General features: G+C 74.3%; 15 protein-coding genes. 10 read left to right on the top strand and 5 right to left on the bottom strand.

Features of this window, described 5'->3' with window-relative positions; translation table 11 throughout:
• On the bottom strand, positions 1 to 536 hold a 536-nt coding region (locus tag CHC05_RS37150; RefSeq protein WP_144022938.1), incomplete at its 3' end, for a sigma-70 family RNA polymerase sigma factor.
• A gap of 187 nt (positions 537 to 723) precedes the next feature.
• Here CHC05_RS37150 and CHC05_RS37145 point away from each other — a divergent pair.
• Genes CHC05_RS37145 through alc form a run of 10 tightly spaced genes read left to right on the top strand, consistent with a single transcriptional unit; the run spans position 724 to position 11,447 of the window.
• Positions 724 to 1,287 (top strand): nucleotidyltransferase family protein, encoded by a 564-nt coding sequence (locus CHC05_RS37145; protein WP_089255330.1) that lies wholly within the window; start codon positions 724 to 726, stop codon positions 1,285 to 1,287.
• Positions 1,284 to 2,156, top strand: coding sequence for a 2-oxo-4-hydroxy-4-carboxy-5-ureidoimidazoline decarboxylase (gene uraD, locus CHC05_RS37140; protein ID WP_089255329.1), 873 nt, complete (start codon positions 1,284 to 1,286; stop codon positions 2,154 to 2,156). The genes CHC05_RS37145 and uraD overlap by 4 nt, the downstream gene beginning before the upstream one ends.
• A 4-nt stretch (positions 2,157 to 2,160) precedes the next feature.
• Complete coding sequence (pucL, locus tag CHC05_RS37135) at positions 2,161 to 3,018, top strand: factor-independent urate hydroxylase (RefSeq protein ID WP_089255328.1); 858 nt, start codon at positions 2,161 to 2,163, stop codon at positions 3,016 to 3,018.
• Between the two features lie 2 nt (positions 3,019 to 3,020).
• Positions 3,021 to 3,878 (top strand): FAD binding domain-containing protein, encoded by an 858-nt coding sequence (locus CHC05_RS37130; RefSeq protein WP_089255327.1) that lies wholly within the window; start codon positions 3,021 to 3,023, stop codon positions 3,876 to 3,878.
• Positions 3,875 to 4,342 (top strand): (2Fe-2S)-binding protein, encoded by a 468-nt coding sequence (locus tag CHC05_RS37125; RefSeq protein ID WP_089255326.1) that lies wholly within the window; start codon positions 3,875 to 3,877, stop codon positions 4,340 to 4,342. The genes CHC05_RS37130 and CHC05_RS37125 overlap by 4 nt, the downstream gene beginning before the upstream one ends.
• Positions 4,339 to 5,691, top strand: coding sequence for an 8-oxoguanine deaminase (locus CHC05_RS37120; RefSeq protein ID WP_089255325.1), 1,353 nt, complete (start codon positions 4,339 to 4,341; stop codon positions 5,689 to 5,691). The genes CHC05_RS37125 and CHC05_RS37120 overlap by 4 nt, the downstream gene beginning before the upstream one ends.
• Positions 5,688 to 7,946 (top strand): xanthine dehydrogenase subunit D, encoded by a 2,259-nt coding sequence (gene pucD / locus CHC05_RS37115; protein WP_089255324.1) that lies wholly within the window; start codon positions 5,688 to 5,690, stop codon positions 7,944 to 7,946. The genes CHC05_RS37120 and pucD overlap by 4 nt, the downstream gene beginning before the upstream one ends.
• The gene (locus CHC05_RS37110; RefSeq protein ID WP_089255323.1) at positions 7,943 to 9,118 is read left to right on the top strand and encodes a DUF6986 family protein; all 1,176 of its coding nucleotides are present in this window, start codon (positions 7,943 to 7,945) and stop codon (positions 9,116 to 9,118) included. Before pucD ends, CHC05_RS37110 begins: the two co-directional genes overlap by 4 nt.
• Positions 9,106 to 10,428 carry an allantoinase AllB gene (gene allB / locus CHC05_RS37105; RefSeq protein WP_089255322.1) on the top strand — a complete coding sequence of 441 codons (1,323 nt, stop codon included), beginning with the start codon at positions 9,106 to 9,108 and terminating at the stop codon, positions 10,426 to 10,428. The genes CHC05_RS37110 and allB overlap by 13 nt, the downstream gene beginning before the upstream one ends.
• Entirely contained in the window at positions 10,425 to 11,447 is a 1,023-nt protein-coding gene (gene alc, locus CHC05_RS37100) for an allantoicase (protein ID WP_089255321.1), read from the top strand. The genes allB and alc overlap by 4 nt, the downstream gene beginning before the upstream one ends.
• Here the strand turns inward: alc and CHC05_RS37095 are convergent.
• Genes CHC05_RS37095 through CHC05_RS37080 form a run of 4 tightly spaced genes read right to left on the bottom strand, consistent with a single transcriptional unit; the run spans position 11,416 to position 14,942 of the window.
• On the bottom strand, positions 11,416 to 12,624 hold the full coding sequence (locus CHC05_RS37095; protein ID WP_245871417.1) for an ABC transporter permease: 1,209 nt from the start codon (positions 12,622 to 12,624) through the stop codon (positions 11,416 to 11,418). The two genes, alc and CHC05_RS37095, sit on opposite strands and share 32 nt — an antisense overlap.
• A complete protein-coding gene (locus CHC05_RS42900; protein ID WP_089255320.1) occupies positions 12,621 to 13,304 on the bottom strand; it encodes an ABC transporter ATP-binding protein in 684 nt (227 codons plus the stop codon). The genes CHC05_RS37095 and CHC05_RS42900 overlap by 4 nt, the downstream gene beginning before the upstream one ends.
• The gene (locus CHC05_RS42895; protein WP_245871416.1) at positions 13,301 to 14,368 is read right to left on the bottom strand and encodes a peptidoglycan-binding protein; all 1,068 of its coding nucleotides are present in this window, start codon (positions 14,366 to 14,368) and stop codon (positions 13,301 to 13,303) included. Before CHC05_RS42895 ends, CHC05_RS42900 begins: the two co-directional genes overlap by 4 nt.
• Entirely contained in the window at positions 14,355 to 14,942 is a 588-nt protein-coding gene (locus CHC05_RS37080) for a hypothetical protein (protein ID WP_089255318.1), read from the bottom strand. The genes CHC05_RS42895 and CHC05_RS37080 overlap by 14 nt, the downstream gene beginning before the upstream one ends.
• Between the last annotated feature and the right edge of the window lie 20 nt (positions 14,943 to 14,962).

Below are 14,962 nucleotides of genomic sequence, written 5' to 3'. Positions count from 1 at the left end.
GTCGGCGTCGAGAGCGACACCGCGTTGTACGCCCGGGCGCCCTCCAGGCCCTCCAGGACCTCTTCCTCGGAGATCTTGAGGTGCGCGGCGACGTCCGCCACCGTCGGCGAGCGGCCCAGCGTCTGCAGCAGCGAGCTGTTGGCCTCCGAGATCGCCAGCCGCAGCTCCTGCAACCGCCGCGGCACGCGGATGTCCCAGGTGCGGTCGCGGAAGTGGCGCTTGAGCTCGCCGATGATGGTCGGGATCGCGTAGCCCGCGAAGTCGACGCCACGCGACGGGTCGAACTTGTCGACCGCCTTGATGAGGCCGACCGCCGCGGTCTGGAGGAGGTCGTCGGTGGGTTCGCCGCGGCCGCTGTAGCGGTGGGCGAGGTGGTTGGCCAGGGGGAGCCAGGCCTCGATGGTGCGGTCGCGCAACGCGGCCCGGGACGGGTGGTCGGCCGGCAGGGCGGCCAGGGCGGCGAGCAACTCGGTCGCGCTGTCGTTGAGCGTGCCTGTGCGGGTTGCGCCGACCTTCTCCGCGGTCTGCACGGTCATGGGGGGACCTCCGTTATGTGCAGTGTGTTGATGTTTGCTGTGGAGCACGTACTAACCGTTCGGCACTCACCGTAGCCTGATCGGCCAGCGAAAAGCTAGCCGAAAGGCCGATGTATATAGCACGCGAAGGGGGCATATCGGGGTGTAACGTTCGACGTTTTCCCTCTAACGACTAGGGTTCCGAGGCATGACAGCCGGGCTCGTACTCGCCGCCGGAGCCGGCCGGCGCTACGGCGGACCCAAGGCGCTCGTCCGCCTGGACGGCATGTTGCTCGTCGAGCGGGCCGTCGCCACCGCCCGCGCGGGCGGGCTCGACCCGGTCTACGTCGTCGTCGGCGCGGTCGCCGACCAGGTCCGCGCGCGGGCCGACCTCGGCGACGCGGTGCTCGTCGACAACCCCGACTGGGAGACCGGCATGGGCTCGTCGCTGCGCGCCGGCCTGGCCGCCCTCGACGCCACCGATGCCACCGCCGCCGCCGTGCTGCTGGTCGACATGCCGGGCATCACGCCGGCCGCCGTCGCCCGGGTCATCGCCGGCGCCGGCCCGGCCACCCTGGCCATGGGCGGCTACGCCGACCGGCGCGGCCACCCGGTCGTCCTGGGCCGCGACCACTGGGCCGGGGTCGCCGACACCGCCACCGGCGACGCGGGCGCCCGCGCCTACCTGCGCGCCCACGACACCGCGCTCACCGTGGTGCCCTGCGGCGACATCGCCGACGACACCGACCTGGATACGCCGCCGAACCCTTGATCGGGGGCGCTCGCTGGAGTAGTCATTCGGTATCCGTCTTTAAGGGGGACGTCATCGGCGACGTCGACCGGTTCAACCGACTCACGCCCGCGGAAGCCGAGCGTGAGCTGTTCGCCTGCTGTGCGGTGCCGAGCTGGGCGGAGGCGGTCGCCGCCGGTCGCCCGTACCCGGATCGCGCCGCCCTGCTGACTGCCGCCGACGCCGCGCTGCGCCGGCTCACCTGGTCCGACGTCTCCCTGGCGATCTCCGCGCACCCGCGGATCGGCGAGCGGCCGGCGGGCGACGACCGGGAGTCGTCCTGGTCCCGGCAGGAGCAGTCCGGCGTGGCCGCCGACGCCGACACCCGCACCGCGCTCAAGCGGGCCAACCTCGACTACGAGCGCCGGTTCGACCACGTCTTCCTGATCTTCGCCACGGGCAAGTCGCAGGCCGAGATCCTCGACGCGGTGCGGCACCGGCTCGACAACGACGACGAGACCGAGCACCGGGTCGTCCAGGAGGAGCTTCGCAAGATCGCTTTGCTGCGGCTGGAGCGGCTGGTCACCGACGCGACGGCGCCGCTGTCGACGCACGTGCTCGACCTCGGTCGCGGCAAGCCCGCGGCGGGCGTCGCGGTCAAGCTCGAGCGCGGCGCCGAGACCCTGGCCAAGGGGCGCACCGACGACGACGGCCGGCTGCGCGACTGGGTGCCGGCCGAGGGCTGGGCGGCCGGCGACTACCGGCTGGTCTTCGATGTCGCCGGCTACCTCGACGACCCGACGTTCTTCCCCGAGGTCGTCATCGGCTTCCGGGTCAGCGAGCCGGCCCAGCACCACCACGTGCCGCTGCTGCTCAACCGGCACGGCTACACGACGTACCGGGGGAGCTGACGCCATGGCGATCACCCTGGGCGACAACCGCTACGGCAAGGCCGAGGTCCGCCTCGTCCGGGTGGTCCGCGACGGGCCGCGGCACGACCTGCGCGACCTCACCGTCAGCGTGGCGCTGGCCGGCGACCTGGCCCCCGCGCACAGCGGCGACAACAGCGGCGTGCTGCCCACCGACACCCAGAAGAACACGGTGTACGCGTTCGCGAAGCGCTACGGCGTCGACGAGCCCGAGGCGTTCGGTCTGTTACTCGCGCGGCATTTCGTCGACACCCAGCCGGCCATCCACTGGGCCAGGGTCGATCTGGTGGAGCACCCCTGGTCGCGGCTCGGTCCGCACTCGTTCTCCCATGACGGCGGCCCGACCCGCCACGCGAGCGTCACCGTGACCGCCGACGCGTCCCACGTGGTCAGCGGGCTGGCGGGCCTGGTCGTCGCGAACACCACGGACTCCGAGTTCCACGGCTACGTGCGCGACGGCTACACCACGCTGCCGGAGACCACTGACCGGATCCTGGCGACCGAGGTCGCCGCCCGGTGGCGCTGGTCCGCGATCGGCGACGGCCCGTCGTGGGGTTCCTCTTTCCAGGGGGTACGCGACGCGCTGGTGGCCGCGTTCGTCGACACCTACAGCTACTCGCTGCAGCAGACCCTCTACGCGATGGGCAGCCGGGCCCTGGAGCAGCAGAAGGAGCTGGCCGAGATTCGGCTGACCCTGCCGAACAAGCACCATTTCCTGGTCGACCTGGCGCCGTTCGGGCTCGGCAACGACAACGAGGTGTACGTCGCCACCGACCGCCCGTACGGGCTGATCGAGGGCACCGTGCTGCGCGACGACGCGCCGCCGGCGCCGGAAGCGTGGTGAGCATGGAGTTCCTGCGACCGTCCGACTGGGCCGAGGCCCTGGCCGCCAAGGCGGCCCATCCCGACGCGGTGCCGATCGCCGGTGGCACCGACGTGATGGTCGACCTCAACTTCGACCGGTCCCGCCCGGCCGCGCTGCTCGACCTGACCCGGGTCCCGACGCTCGACGACTGGGGGACCGACGGCGACCTGCTGCGGATCGGCGCGGGCGTCACGTACCGGCGGCTGATCGACGAGCTGGCCGGGCGGGTGCCGGGGCTCGCGCTGGCGTCCCGCACCGTCGGGTCGCCGCAGATCCGCAACCGGGCCACGGTCGGCGGCAACCTGGGCTCCGCCTCGCCGGCCGGCGACGCCCACCCGGCGCTGCTGGCCGCCGGCGCGCTGGTCGAGCTCGCGTCCACCCGGGGCACCCGCCGGGTGCCGGTCACCGAGTACTTCGTCGGGCCCAAGCGGTCGGTGAAGACGCCCGACGAGCTGATCGCCGCCTTCCTGGTGCCGGCGCGGCCCGGCGCCGAGCAGTTCGCCAAGGTCGGCACCCGCAACGCGATGGTGATCGCGGTCTGCTCGTTCGCGCTGTCCCTGGACCCGGAGACCCACGCGGTCGGCACCGGGATCGGCTCGGCCGGCCCGACCCCGCTGCGGGCGACCGAGGCGGCCGACTTCCTCGCCGCCGAGCTGCCGTGGGAGACCCGCGGCCCGGTGCCGGCGGCGATGGCGAACCGGTTCGGCGACCTGGTCGGCGCGGCCGCACGGCCGATCGACGACGTGCGCGGTAGCGCGGACTACCGGCGGCACGCGCTCGCCGTGCTGGCCCGCCGGACGCTGGCCTGGGCCTGGACCGATCTGGGAGGTGCCGCATGAGAGTCACCTGTGTGGTCAACGGCGAGACGCGCCAGGCCGACGACGTCTGGCCGGGCGAGAGCCTGCTCTACGTGCTCCGCGAGCGGCTCGGCCTGCCCGGCGCGAAGAACGCCTGCGAACAGGGCGAGTGCGGTTCCTGCACGGTCTACCTCGACGGCCTGCCGGTCTGCTCCTGCCTGGTCGCGGCCGGCCAGGCCGACGGCCGCACGATCACCACCGTCGAGGGGCTCGCAACGGGCTCGGGTGAGGAGCAGCTCGACCGCGTCCAGCGGGCCTTCCTCGCGACCGGCGCCGTCCAGTGCGGCTTCTGCACCCCCGGGCTGATCGTGGCGGTGCACGACCTGCTGGCCCGCGACCCCGCTCCGACCGACCCGGACATCCGCGAGGCGCTGGCCGGCAACCTGTGCCGGTGCACCGGCTACGAGAAGATCATGGAAGCCGTCCGGTTGGCGGCGACGTCATGATCCTCATCGAGAACTGCGCGATCGCCACGGTCGACGCCGCCGGCACCGAATACTCCGACGGGCACGTGGTGATCGGCGACGACGGGCGGATCGCCGAGGTCGGCGACGGCCACGCCGGCCGGTTCGCCTCGATCCGCCGGATCGACGGCACCGGCTGCCTGCTCACCCCCGGCCTGGTCAACACCCACCACCACCTCTACCAGTGGGCGACCCGCGGGCTGGCCCAGGACGGCACCCTCTTCGAGTGGCTGACCACGCTCTACCCGATCTGGGCCGGGATCGACGCCGAGATCGTCTCGGCGACCACCGCGGCCGGCCTCGGCTGGCTGGCCCTGTCGGGCTGCACCACCAGCACCGACCACCACTACGTCTACCCGGGCGAGGCCGGTGACCTGATGGCCGCCCAGGTCGCTGCGGCGCAGGAGGTCGGCCTGCGGTTCCACCCGACCCGGGGCTCGATGGACCTCGGCCGCTCGGCCGGCGGGCTGCCGCCCGACGAGGTGGTGGAGAAGACCGACGAGGCGCTCGCCGCCACGGAAGAGGCGATCACCCGCTACCACGACCCGGCGCCCGACTCGATGCTGCGGATCGCGGTCGCGCCCTGCTCGCCGTTCTCGGTCACCGGCCGGCTGATGGAGGAGGCGGCCGCACTGGCCCGGCGGCACGGCGTGCGGCTGCACACCCACCTGGCCGAGACCGCCGACGAGACCGACTTCTGCCGCGCGCAGTTCGACTGCACCCCGGTGGAGTACGCCGAGCGGCTCGGCTGGCTCGGCGACGACGTCTGGCTGGCCCACGCGGTGCACCTCGACGACCCCGCGATCGCCAAGCTGGCCGCGACCGGCACCGCCGTCGCGCACTGCCCGAGCTCCAACGCCCGGCTCGGCGCCGGCATGGCCCGGGTGCGCGAGCTGATCGACGCCGGCGTGCCGGTCGGGCTCGGCGTCGACGGCGCGGCCTCGCAGGAGGCCAACCAGCTCGGCGCCGAGCTGCGCCAGGCGCTCTACACCGCCCGGCTGCGCGGCGGGCCGACCGGGCTGACCGCCCGCGAGGCGCTGCGGCTGGGCACGATGGGCGGCGCGCGCTGCCTCGGCCGGGAGGGCGAGCTGGGCTCCATCGAGCCGGGCAAGCTGGCGGACCTCGCGCTGTGGCGGCTCGACGACCTCGGGCACGCCGGCATCGACGACCCGGTCACGGCGCTGGTCTTCGGCCCGCCCGCCACGTTGGAGCTGCTCACGGTCGGCGGGCGGACCATCGTGGAGTACGGGGAGCTGCGTACCGCCGACGACCGTGACCTGACCCGGCGCACCCGCCGCGCCCACCGTGCGCTGATGCGGAGGGCCCGATGAGCACCCTGACCCGCGAGCCGACCACCGTCGCGGACGGCGTCGGCACCTCGGCACCCCGGCCCGACGGCATCCTCAAGGTGTCCGGCGAGTTCGCCTACTCGTCCGACCTGTGGGCCGACGAGATGCTCTGGGGTGCGACCGTCCGCTCGCCGCACCCGAGCGCCGAGGTCCGGGCCATCGACATCACCGGGGCGCTGGCCGTGCCCGGCGTCTACGCGGTGCTGACCGCCGACGACGTGCCGGGCGCCAAGCGCTACGGGCTCGAGGTCGTCGACCAGCCGGTGCTCGCCGTCGACGAGGTGCGCTACGAGGGCGAGCCGGTGGCCCTCGTGGCCGCCGACCACCCGGAGACGGCCCGCCGCGCGGCCGCCCGGATCAAGGTGGAATATGCCGTGCGCGCCCCGGTCACCGACCCGGAGGAGGCGCTGTCCCGCGGCGACCTGGTCCGGCACGTGCCCGTGCACCGGTTCGCCTCGGCCGGGGGCGACGCGCTGACCGCCGACGTGGTGGTCACCGGCACGTACGAGGTCGGCATGCAGGACCAGGCGTTCCTCGGCCCCGAGTCCGGTCTCGCGGTGCCGGCCGAGGACGGCGGCGTCGACCTGTTCGTCGCCACCCAGTGGCTGCACGTCGACCAGAAGCAGGTGGCCGCCTGCCTGGGCCTGCCGCCGGAGCTGGTGCGGCTGCGCCTCGCCGGAGTCGGCGGTGCCTTCGGCGCCCGCGAGGACCTCTCGATGCAGGTGCACGCCAGCCTGCTCGCCCTGCACACGGGCAAGCCCGTCAAGATGGTGTACGGCCGGGAGGAGTCGTTCTTCGGCCACGTGCACCGGCATCCGGCGCGATTGGAATACGAGCACGGCGCCGACCGGTCCGGCAAGCTCGTCTACGTCAAGGCGCGGATCGTGCTCGACGGCGGCGCGTACACCTCGTCGACCCCGGCCGTCGTCGCCAACGCGGCCACCCTCGGCGTCGGGCCCTACGACGTGCCGACCGTGGTGGTCGACGCGTACGGCGTCTACACGAACAACCCGCCCTGCGGCGCGATGCGCGGCTTCGGAGCGGTGCAGGCCTGCTTCGCGTACGAGTCGCAGATGGACAAGCTGGCCGCCGCCATCGGGGTCGACCCGGTGGAGGTCCGCCGCCGCAACGCGATGACGACCGGCTCGGTGATGCCGACCGGCCAGATCGTGTCCGGCCCGGCGCCGGTGGACGAGCTGCTCGCGCTGGTGCGCGACCGGCCGTTGCCGCCGGCGGCCACCGGTGACCCGCGCGAGCGGCCCGGTGGCGTGGCCAACACGACCCGGGGCGAGGCCGTGGTGCGCGGCGTCGGCTACGCCATCGGCATCAAGAACGTCTGCTTCTCCGAGGGCTTCGACGACTTCTCGACCGCCCGGGTGCGGCTGTCCGTGCTCGGCGGCGAGCCCGCCGTGCTCGTGCACACCGCCGCCGCCGAGGTCGGCCAGGGGCTGGTCACCGTGCAGGCGCAGATCGCCCGCACGGAGCTCGGCGTCAGCCGGGTCACGGTGGCCACCGCCGACACCTCGGTGGGCAGCGCCGGGTCGTCGTCGGCGTCCCGGCAGACGTACATGACCGGTGGTGCCGTCCGGGCCGCCTGTCAGGCCGTGCGCGCCACGGTGCTGGCCCGGGTCGGCCGCACCGATGCCCTCTCGCTGGTCGACGGCAAGGTGGTCGCGTCCGACGGCTCGGTGGTGGCGTCGCTGGTCGACCTGCTCGGCGAAGGCGACGTCGAGGAGATCGTGGAGTGGCGGCACAAGCCGACCAGGCCGCTGGACCCGGAGACCGGCCAGGGAGACGCGCACGTGCAGTACGCGTTCGCCGCCCACCGTGCGGTCGTCGACGTCGACACCGAGCTGGGCCTGGTCCGGGTGGTCGAGATCGCCACCGCGCAGGACGTCGGCAAGGCGGTCAACCCGCAGGCCGTGGTCGGCCAGATCCAGGGCGGCACGGCGCAGGGGCTCGGGCTCGCGGTGATGGAGGAGATCCAGGTGGTCGACGGGGTGATCCGGAACCCGTCCTTCACCGACTACCTGATCCCGACGATCCTGGACATGCCACCGATGGAGGTCGACGTGCTGGAACGCGGTGACCCGGACGCTCCCTACGGCCTGCGCGGGGTGGGCGAGCCACCGACGATCTCCTCGACGCCGGCGGTGGTGGCGGCCATCCGCGCGGCGACCGGGCTGGCCCTGACCCGCGTGCCGGTGCGGCCGGACCACATCGCGCTGGCCCCATGACGCTGCCGGAGTCGGTCTACCGGGACCTCGACGCGCACCTCGCCCCGGTCGACGCGGTGCTGCGGGCCCGACCCCGGGCCGCGGTCACCGGGCGGCAGCCGGTGCACACGGTGTACGTACCCGCCGACAGGTTCGGTCCCTCCGTCGTCGCGACGTGGGGCGCCGAGGCCCTCGCCGCCCTGGACGCGTCCTCGGCGCTGCCGTTCCCCGAGGAGCTGCGGGACCGCGTCGTGGCCAAGCTGACCCGCGAGCCGGTCGAGGACCTGCGGATCGACTTCGAGGACGGCTACGGCGACCGAGGTGCCGACGTCGAGGACGCCGCCGCGGCCGCCGCCGGTGCCGCCCTGCTCTCGCTCGCCCCGGCACCGCCGTTCGTCGGCCTGCGGATCAAGTCGCTCGAGGAGGGCACCCGCCGGCGGGGCGTACGCACACTGGACCTGTTTCTGTCCGCCGTGGACGGTGCCCTGCCGCCCGGCTTCGTGGTGACCGTGCCGAAGGTGAGCGCGCCGGCCCAGGTGGCGGCGATGGCCCGGCTCTGCGACCAGTTGGAGCTCGCCCACGGCCTGCCGGCGCGGTCGCTGCTGTTCGAGGCCCAGGTGGAGACGCCACTGGCGGTGCTCGGCCCGGACGGCACCGCGACCGTGTCCCGGCTGGCCGGCGCCGCCCAGGGCCGGCTCGTCGGGCTGCACTACGGCACCTACGACTACAGCGCGGCGCTCGGCGTGGCCGCCGCCGAGCAGAGCCTGGCCCACCCGGCCGCCGACCACGCCAAGGCGGTGATGCAGGTGGCGGTGGCCGGCACCGGGGTGCGGCTGTCCGACGGCTCGTGCAACGTCCTGCCGGTCGGCCCCGGCATCCAGGCCGCCTGGCAGCTCCACCACGCTCTGGTGCTGCGCTCCCTCGCCCGTGGCTTCTACCAGGGCTGGGACCTGCACCCCGCGCAGCTGCCGACCCGGTTCGCGGCCACCTACGCGTTCTTCCGGGGTGGGTCGGGCCCGGCGGTCGAGCGGCTGAGTGCCTACCTGGATCGCCGGTCCTCTGGGATCCTGGACGAGCCGGCGACGGCGCGGGCCCTGGCCGGCTTCCTGTTGCGCGGCCTGGACTGCGGCGCCCTGGACCCGCCCGAGGTGCCGTTCGCCCGTCCGGACCTGGAGGCGCTGTGGGTTTCGTGATCCGATCGTCGAGGGTGGTCCTGCCGGACGGCTCGGTGGACCCGGCCGGTGTCGAGGCGCGCGACGGGCGGATCGCCGCCGTGCTGCCCGGCCGGCCGCGCGCCGACCTCGACCTCGGCGACCTGGTGCTGATGCCGGGCCTGGTCGACACCCACGTGCACGTCAACGAGCCGGGCCGCACCGAGTGGGAGGGCTTCGCCACCGCCACCCGGGCCGCGCTGGCCGGCGGTGTCACCACGATTATCGACATGCCGCTCAACTCGCTGCCGCCGACCGTAACGGCGGCGGCGCTGGCCGAGAAGCAGGCGGCGGCCGCCGGGCAGTGCCACGTCGACGTGGGCTTCTGGGGCGGCGCGATCCCGGGCAACGCCGGCGACCTGCCCGCCCTGCACGCGGCCGGGGTGTTCGGCTTCAAGGCCTTCCTGGCCGACTCCGGCGTGCCGGAGTTCCCGCCGGTGACCCCGGCCGAGCTACGCGCCGCGATGGCCGTCGTGGACGCGCTGTTCCTGGTGCACGCCGAGGACCCTTCCCGGCTTGCGGTCTCGCCGCCGTCCCGGGTCTACGCGGACTTCGAGCGCTCCCGGCCCGGCGCGGCCGAGTGCGCGGCGGTCGGCGCGGCGCTGGACGCAGCCGAAGCCACCGGGTCGCGGGTGCACGTCCTGCACGTCTCCGACGCCGACGCGGCGGCGGCGGTCGAGGCCGGCCGGGCCCGCGGCGTGCGGGTGACGGCGGAGACGTGCCCGCACTATCTGACGCTGGACGCGGCCGAGGTGCCCGACGGCGCGACCGAGTACAAGTGCTGCCCGCCGATCCGCGGCTCGGCCAACCGCGACCGGCTCTGGGCGGCGCTCGCGGCCGGCGGGCTCGACATCGTGGTGTCCGACCACTCGCCGTCGACGCCGACCCTCAAGCACCCGGAGACCGGCGACTTCGCCGCGGCCTGGGGCGGCATCGCCTCCCTGCAGCTCGGCCTGCCGCTGGTCTGGACCAGCGCTGCGGCCCGCGGGCACGACCTCGCCGACGTGGTGCGCTGGATGAGCAGCGGCCCCGCCGACCTGGTCGGCCTGCACCACAAGGGACGGATCGCGCCCGGTGCCGACGCCGACCTGATCGCCTTCGACCCCGATGCCACGTTCACCGTGCGGCCGGACGGGCTGCACCACCGGCATCCGGTCACGCCGTACGCCGGCCGGCAGTTGACCGGTGTGGTCCGCCGGGTGTGGCTCGGCGGCCGGAAGGTGACACCGGGCGACCCGCCGCGCGGCCGGCTGCTCACCCGCTCCGCCGACCTGCTGGAGCCGGCCCGATGACCGCCGCCTGGCTGGCCCTGCCGGACCTCGCGTCCCGGCGCCTCGGCGGTGGCGTGATCGACACCAACGACGAGCTGTTCGCCGCCGCGGACAACCTGGTCACCCCGGAGCCGCCGGGTTTCACGCCGCGCACGTTCGGCCCCAAGGGCCAGGTGTACGACGGTTGGGAGACCCGCCGCCGGCGCTCGCCCGGTGAGGACTGGGCGATCGTCCGGCTGGGCGCGGCCGGCCGGGTGCGCGGCGTCGTGGTCGACACCTCGCACTTCACGGGCAACTTCCCGCCCGAGGCCTCGGTCCTCGGGTGCCGGCTCGACGGCCACCCTGGTCCGGACGCGTTGGCGGAGGCCGACTGGGTGCCGCTGGTGCCCCGCTCGCCGCTGGCCGGCGACACGGCCAACCCGTTCGACGTCTCGGCCGACGGGATCGTGACGCACGTCAAGCTGGTGATCCATCCCGACGGGGGAGTGGCCCGGCTACGGGTGCACGGCGAGGTCGTGCCGGATCCGATCCGCTTCCCGGACGGCTGGCTCGACCTGGCCGCGGTCGACAACGGTGGCCGGGTGGTGGGCTGCAGCGACCTGTTCTACGGCTCGCCGAACCAGCTCATCGAGCCGGGCCTGGCCCGCACGATGGGCGAGGGCTGGGAGACCCGGCGGCGCCGCGACGCCGGCAACGACTGGGTCGTCGTGCGGCTCGCGGCGCCCGGCCGGATCCGCCTCGCGGAGCTGGACACCTCACACTTCAAGGGCAACGCACCGGGCGCGGCCACCCTGCGCGGGGTCGACGACCGCAAGGCCGACCCGGCCGACGAGAGCGCCTGGCGCGAGCTGCTGCCACACACCCCGCTGCGCCCGGACACCCGGCACCGCTTCGAGCTCCGCACGGACCCGGTCACCCACGTGCGCCTGGACATCCACCCGGACGGCGGCATGGCCCGCCTACGCCTGCACGGCCACCTCGACGACGGCATCCTCGACCAGCTCCGTGCTAGCTGGTCGCCAGTGCCTCCGTCGGGGTGAGCCGGGCGGCGCGGACCGCCGGGTAGACCCCGGCCGCCACGCCGACCAGCAGGGCGGCGCCGATGCCGATCGCGACCGACACCACCGGGACCACGGCCGGCCAGCCCTGGTACGACGCGTACCCGACGGTCGCCAGCACGCCCAGCACCGTGCCGGTGGCCCCGCCCGCGAGGGAGAGCAGCACCGACTCCGTGAGGAACTGCGCCCGGATCTGTCCCCGGTTGGCGCCGAGCGCCCGCCGTAACCCGATCTCGCGCCGCCGTTCCAGCACCGAGATGAGCATGGTGTTCGCGACGCCGACCCCGCCGACCAGCAGGGCCACCCCGGCCAGGCCGAGGAAGAGCCCGGCGAAGGCCGTCTCGGTGGCCTGCTTGGCGGCCAGCGCGTCGGACGGGCGGCTGACCTGGACCAGGCCCGGCAACTGCGGGTCGAGGGTCGCGGGCAGCACGCCGCGGACGTCGTTCAGCGCGTCCTCGCGGGCCCGCACGTAGACGACCGTGGGGTGGCCGTCGAAGCCGAGCACGCCGCGGGCCGGTTCCCAGCCGACCAGCGCCGACCGTTCCAGGTCGGGCGCGAGCGGCATCGGGTCCAGCACGCCGACCACCGAGAACCAGTGGTCGTCGATGGTGACCTGGGGCAGTGGCTGGCCCGCGGTGAGGGCGATGCCGAGCCGGCTCGCCGCGACGTAGCCGAGCACCACCGTCGGGAACTGCTCGTCGGCGCCGAGGAACCGGCCGGAGCGGACCTTCCCGTTGACGGTCTCCAGCAGGTCGCCGCGGGCGGCCAGCACGGTGAGCCCGGAGGTGTCGTGCGGGTCGACCAGGTCGTTGCGACGCACCACGGCGTGCGTGTTGGCCACGGCACTGGTCGCGAGCACCGGACCGATCCGCTCGACCATGGCCACCGAGTTCTCCGGCAGCAGGACCGGCGGCTTCTGGTCCGGCACCGGCTGCACGCGCAGCAGGTTGGTGCCCAGCGCGGCGAGCTGGTCGGCGAGGTCCCGCTGGCTGGAGGCCGGGATGCCGGCCACGACCACCATCGTGGCGATGCCGATCGAGATGCCGAGCGCCGACAGCACGGCCCGCATGCGGCGGGCGGTCAGGCCGAGCAGGCCGAGCCGCAGCACGTCGGCCGGGGCCAGCCGGACCGGGGCCGGCGGCCGGTTCGCCGCGTTCACCGCACGCTCCCGGTGTCGACCACGATCCGGCCGTCGCGGATCTCCACCCGGCGGGGCAGCCTGGCGGCGATCTCCCGGTCGTGGGTGATGACGGCGATCGTCGTGCCCTCGGCGTGCAGGCCGCGCAGCAGCGTCAGCACGGCCTCGCCGGTGGCGGTGTCCAGCGCTCCTGTCGGCTCGTCGGCCAGCACCAGCGCCGGGTCGTTGACCAGGGCGCGGGCGATGGCCACCCGCTGGCGTTCGCCACCGGAGAGCTGGTGCGGCAGGTGGTCCACCCGGTGCCCCAGCCCGACCCGGCCCAACGCCTCGACCGCCAGCGCGCGCCGCCGCCGGCGGGGCACGCCCGCGTAGAGCAGCCCGGTGGCCACGTTCTCGACCGCGTCCGCCCCGGGGTTGAGGTGGAACTGCTGGAAGACGAAGCCGAGCCAGCGCCCCCGCAGCGCCGACAGGCGACGGTCCGGGAGGCTGGTGACGTCGTGTCCCGCGACGCGTACCCGTCCGCTGGTCGGCAGGTCGAGGGTGCCCATGATGTGCAGCAGGGTCGACTTGCCGGACCCGGACGGCCCCACGATGGCCAGCAGCTCGCCGGCGTGGATCGTCAGCGACACCTCGTCGAGCGCGGTCACACCGCCCGGGTAGCGCTTGCTGACGCGGTCCACGCTCAGCACCGGTTCGCTCACGACGCCGTCACGACCTCGAGGCCCTCGGCGACCCCGGCGCCGCTGATCTCGACCAGGCCGCGGGCGAACATGCCGGTCTCCACGGCGACCAACCCGCCGCCGGGAAGCTGCAGGGCGTGCCCGCCCTCGCGGAGCGCGACGAGCGCGTCCACCGGCACGGCCAGCACGCCCTTGTGGGTGGTGCTGGTGAACTCGACCCGCACCTCGGCCGCGTCGAGGGCCGCCACATCCTTGGCCTGGTCCGGCGCGACGAGGATGTCCACCGTCGGCGCCGTCGTCTCGCCCGCGCCGCTGTCGCCGCCGCCCTTGACCGTGCGGGACACGGAGCCGACCCGGGCCGGGATCTCCTTGCCGTCGGGCAGCAGCACCCGCACCGCCGCGCCCACCTTGATGCCGTTGGCGTCGCCGGCGCTGACCGGCACGGTGACCAGCTTCGTCCGCTCGGTCACCGCCACGAGCTCGGTCGCGACGTCGTCGCCCGGCAGGGCCTTGACGGTGCTCACCCGGACCGGACCCGGCAGCACGACCGCCTGACCGACGCCGATCCTCCCCGTGGGTTCGAGCCCGAGCGACTCCTGCCATTTCTTGATCGCGGCGAGCAGTTTCGGGCCCGACTCCACCTTGCCGTCCTTGGCCGGCTTCACCCCGGTCGCGTAGCCCAGCGCCGCGAGGTTGTCCGCGACGACCCGCACGTCGCTCCCGGTCAGCCCGGCCTTGTCGATCGTGCGGAACAGCGGCGTGCCCCCGAACAGCACCGGGACGGGCCGGTCGTCGACCCAGTAGAGCGGCTTGCCGCGGCCGACGGTGTCGCCGACCCGCGGCAGCTTGGTGACGATGCCCGTCCCGGCGCCCTTGACCACCCGCTCCGGGCCGAAGCCGAGCGTGCCGCCGAGCGTCTGGGTGTCCGAGAGGTCGGTGCGGGTCACCTTCGTCGTCGCGAGGGGTGGCGGGGGAGCGCCGGCCTCCGCGGCCTTCGCGCCACCCCGCAGCGCCAGCGTCGTGCCAGCCGCCACCCCGAGCGCCACCACGACGACGGCGATGATCACGGCCTTACTTCTTGCCACCGAAGATCTCCATCGTGCAGTCCTTCTCCGCCTTGGGCAGCTCGTCCTCGTCGAGGCCCGGGCCGGCGGTGTTCACGTCGTCGTCCCAGGTCCAGCCGGAGCCGTCGGGCAGCGAGTGGATGTTCGCTCCGCGCTTGCGCAGGCACTGCACGTAGTCGTTCCACTGGCTCACGTAGTTCGGGTTCTTGTCCCGGTCGAGCTCCGGCGGCTGCAGCGGCAGCTTGTTCTGGCAGGCCACGTACGCCGCCTTCGGCTCCCCGCTCTGGTCGAGCGAGAGCCCGGTCCCGTCACCGGCGGCGCCCGCCGACCGGCCTTCGTTCTTCTTCACCCCGTGCTCGAACAGACAGACGTTGTACGCCTGCCAGAGCGCGTTCTCCTCCTCGTCCGTCGAGTCGAGGCGCAGTTGCGGCCGCCCGCCGTCGGTCGCGGCGCCGGTGGCGGAGGCGGTCACGTCCGGCGTGGTCAACGAGGCGACCTGGCCGCTGCCGGTGTCGGTCGTCGAGGTTCCGCCGCATCCGGCGAGGGCGGCGGCGAGCAGGACGGCGACCGCCAGGAGGCTGGTGGATCTGGTCATGCGGCGACGGTCGCGGACGA

The sequence above is a fragment of the Asanoa hainanensis genome, from assembly GCF_900188485.1.
GTDB classification, from domain to species: domain Bacteria; phylum Actinomycetota; class Actinomycetes; order Mycobacteriales; family Micromonosporaceae; genus Asanoa; species Asanoa hainanensis.
This window is presented reverse-complemented; position numbering and strand designations above follow the sequence as displayed.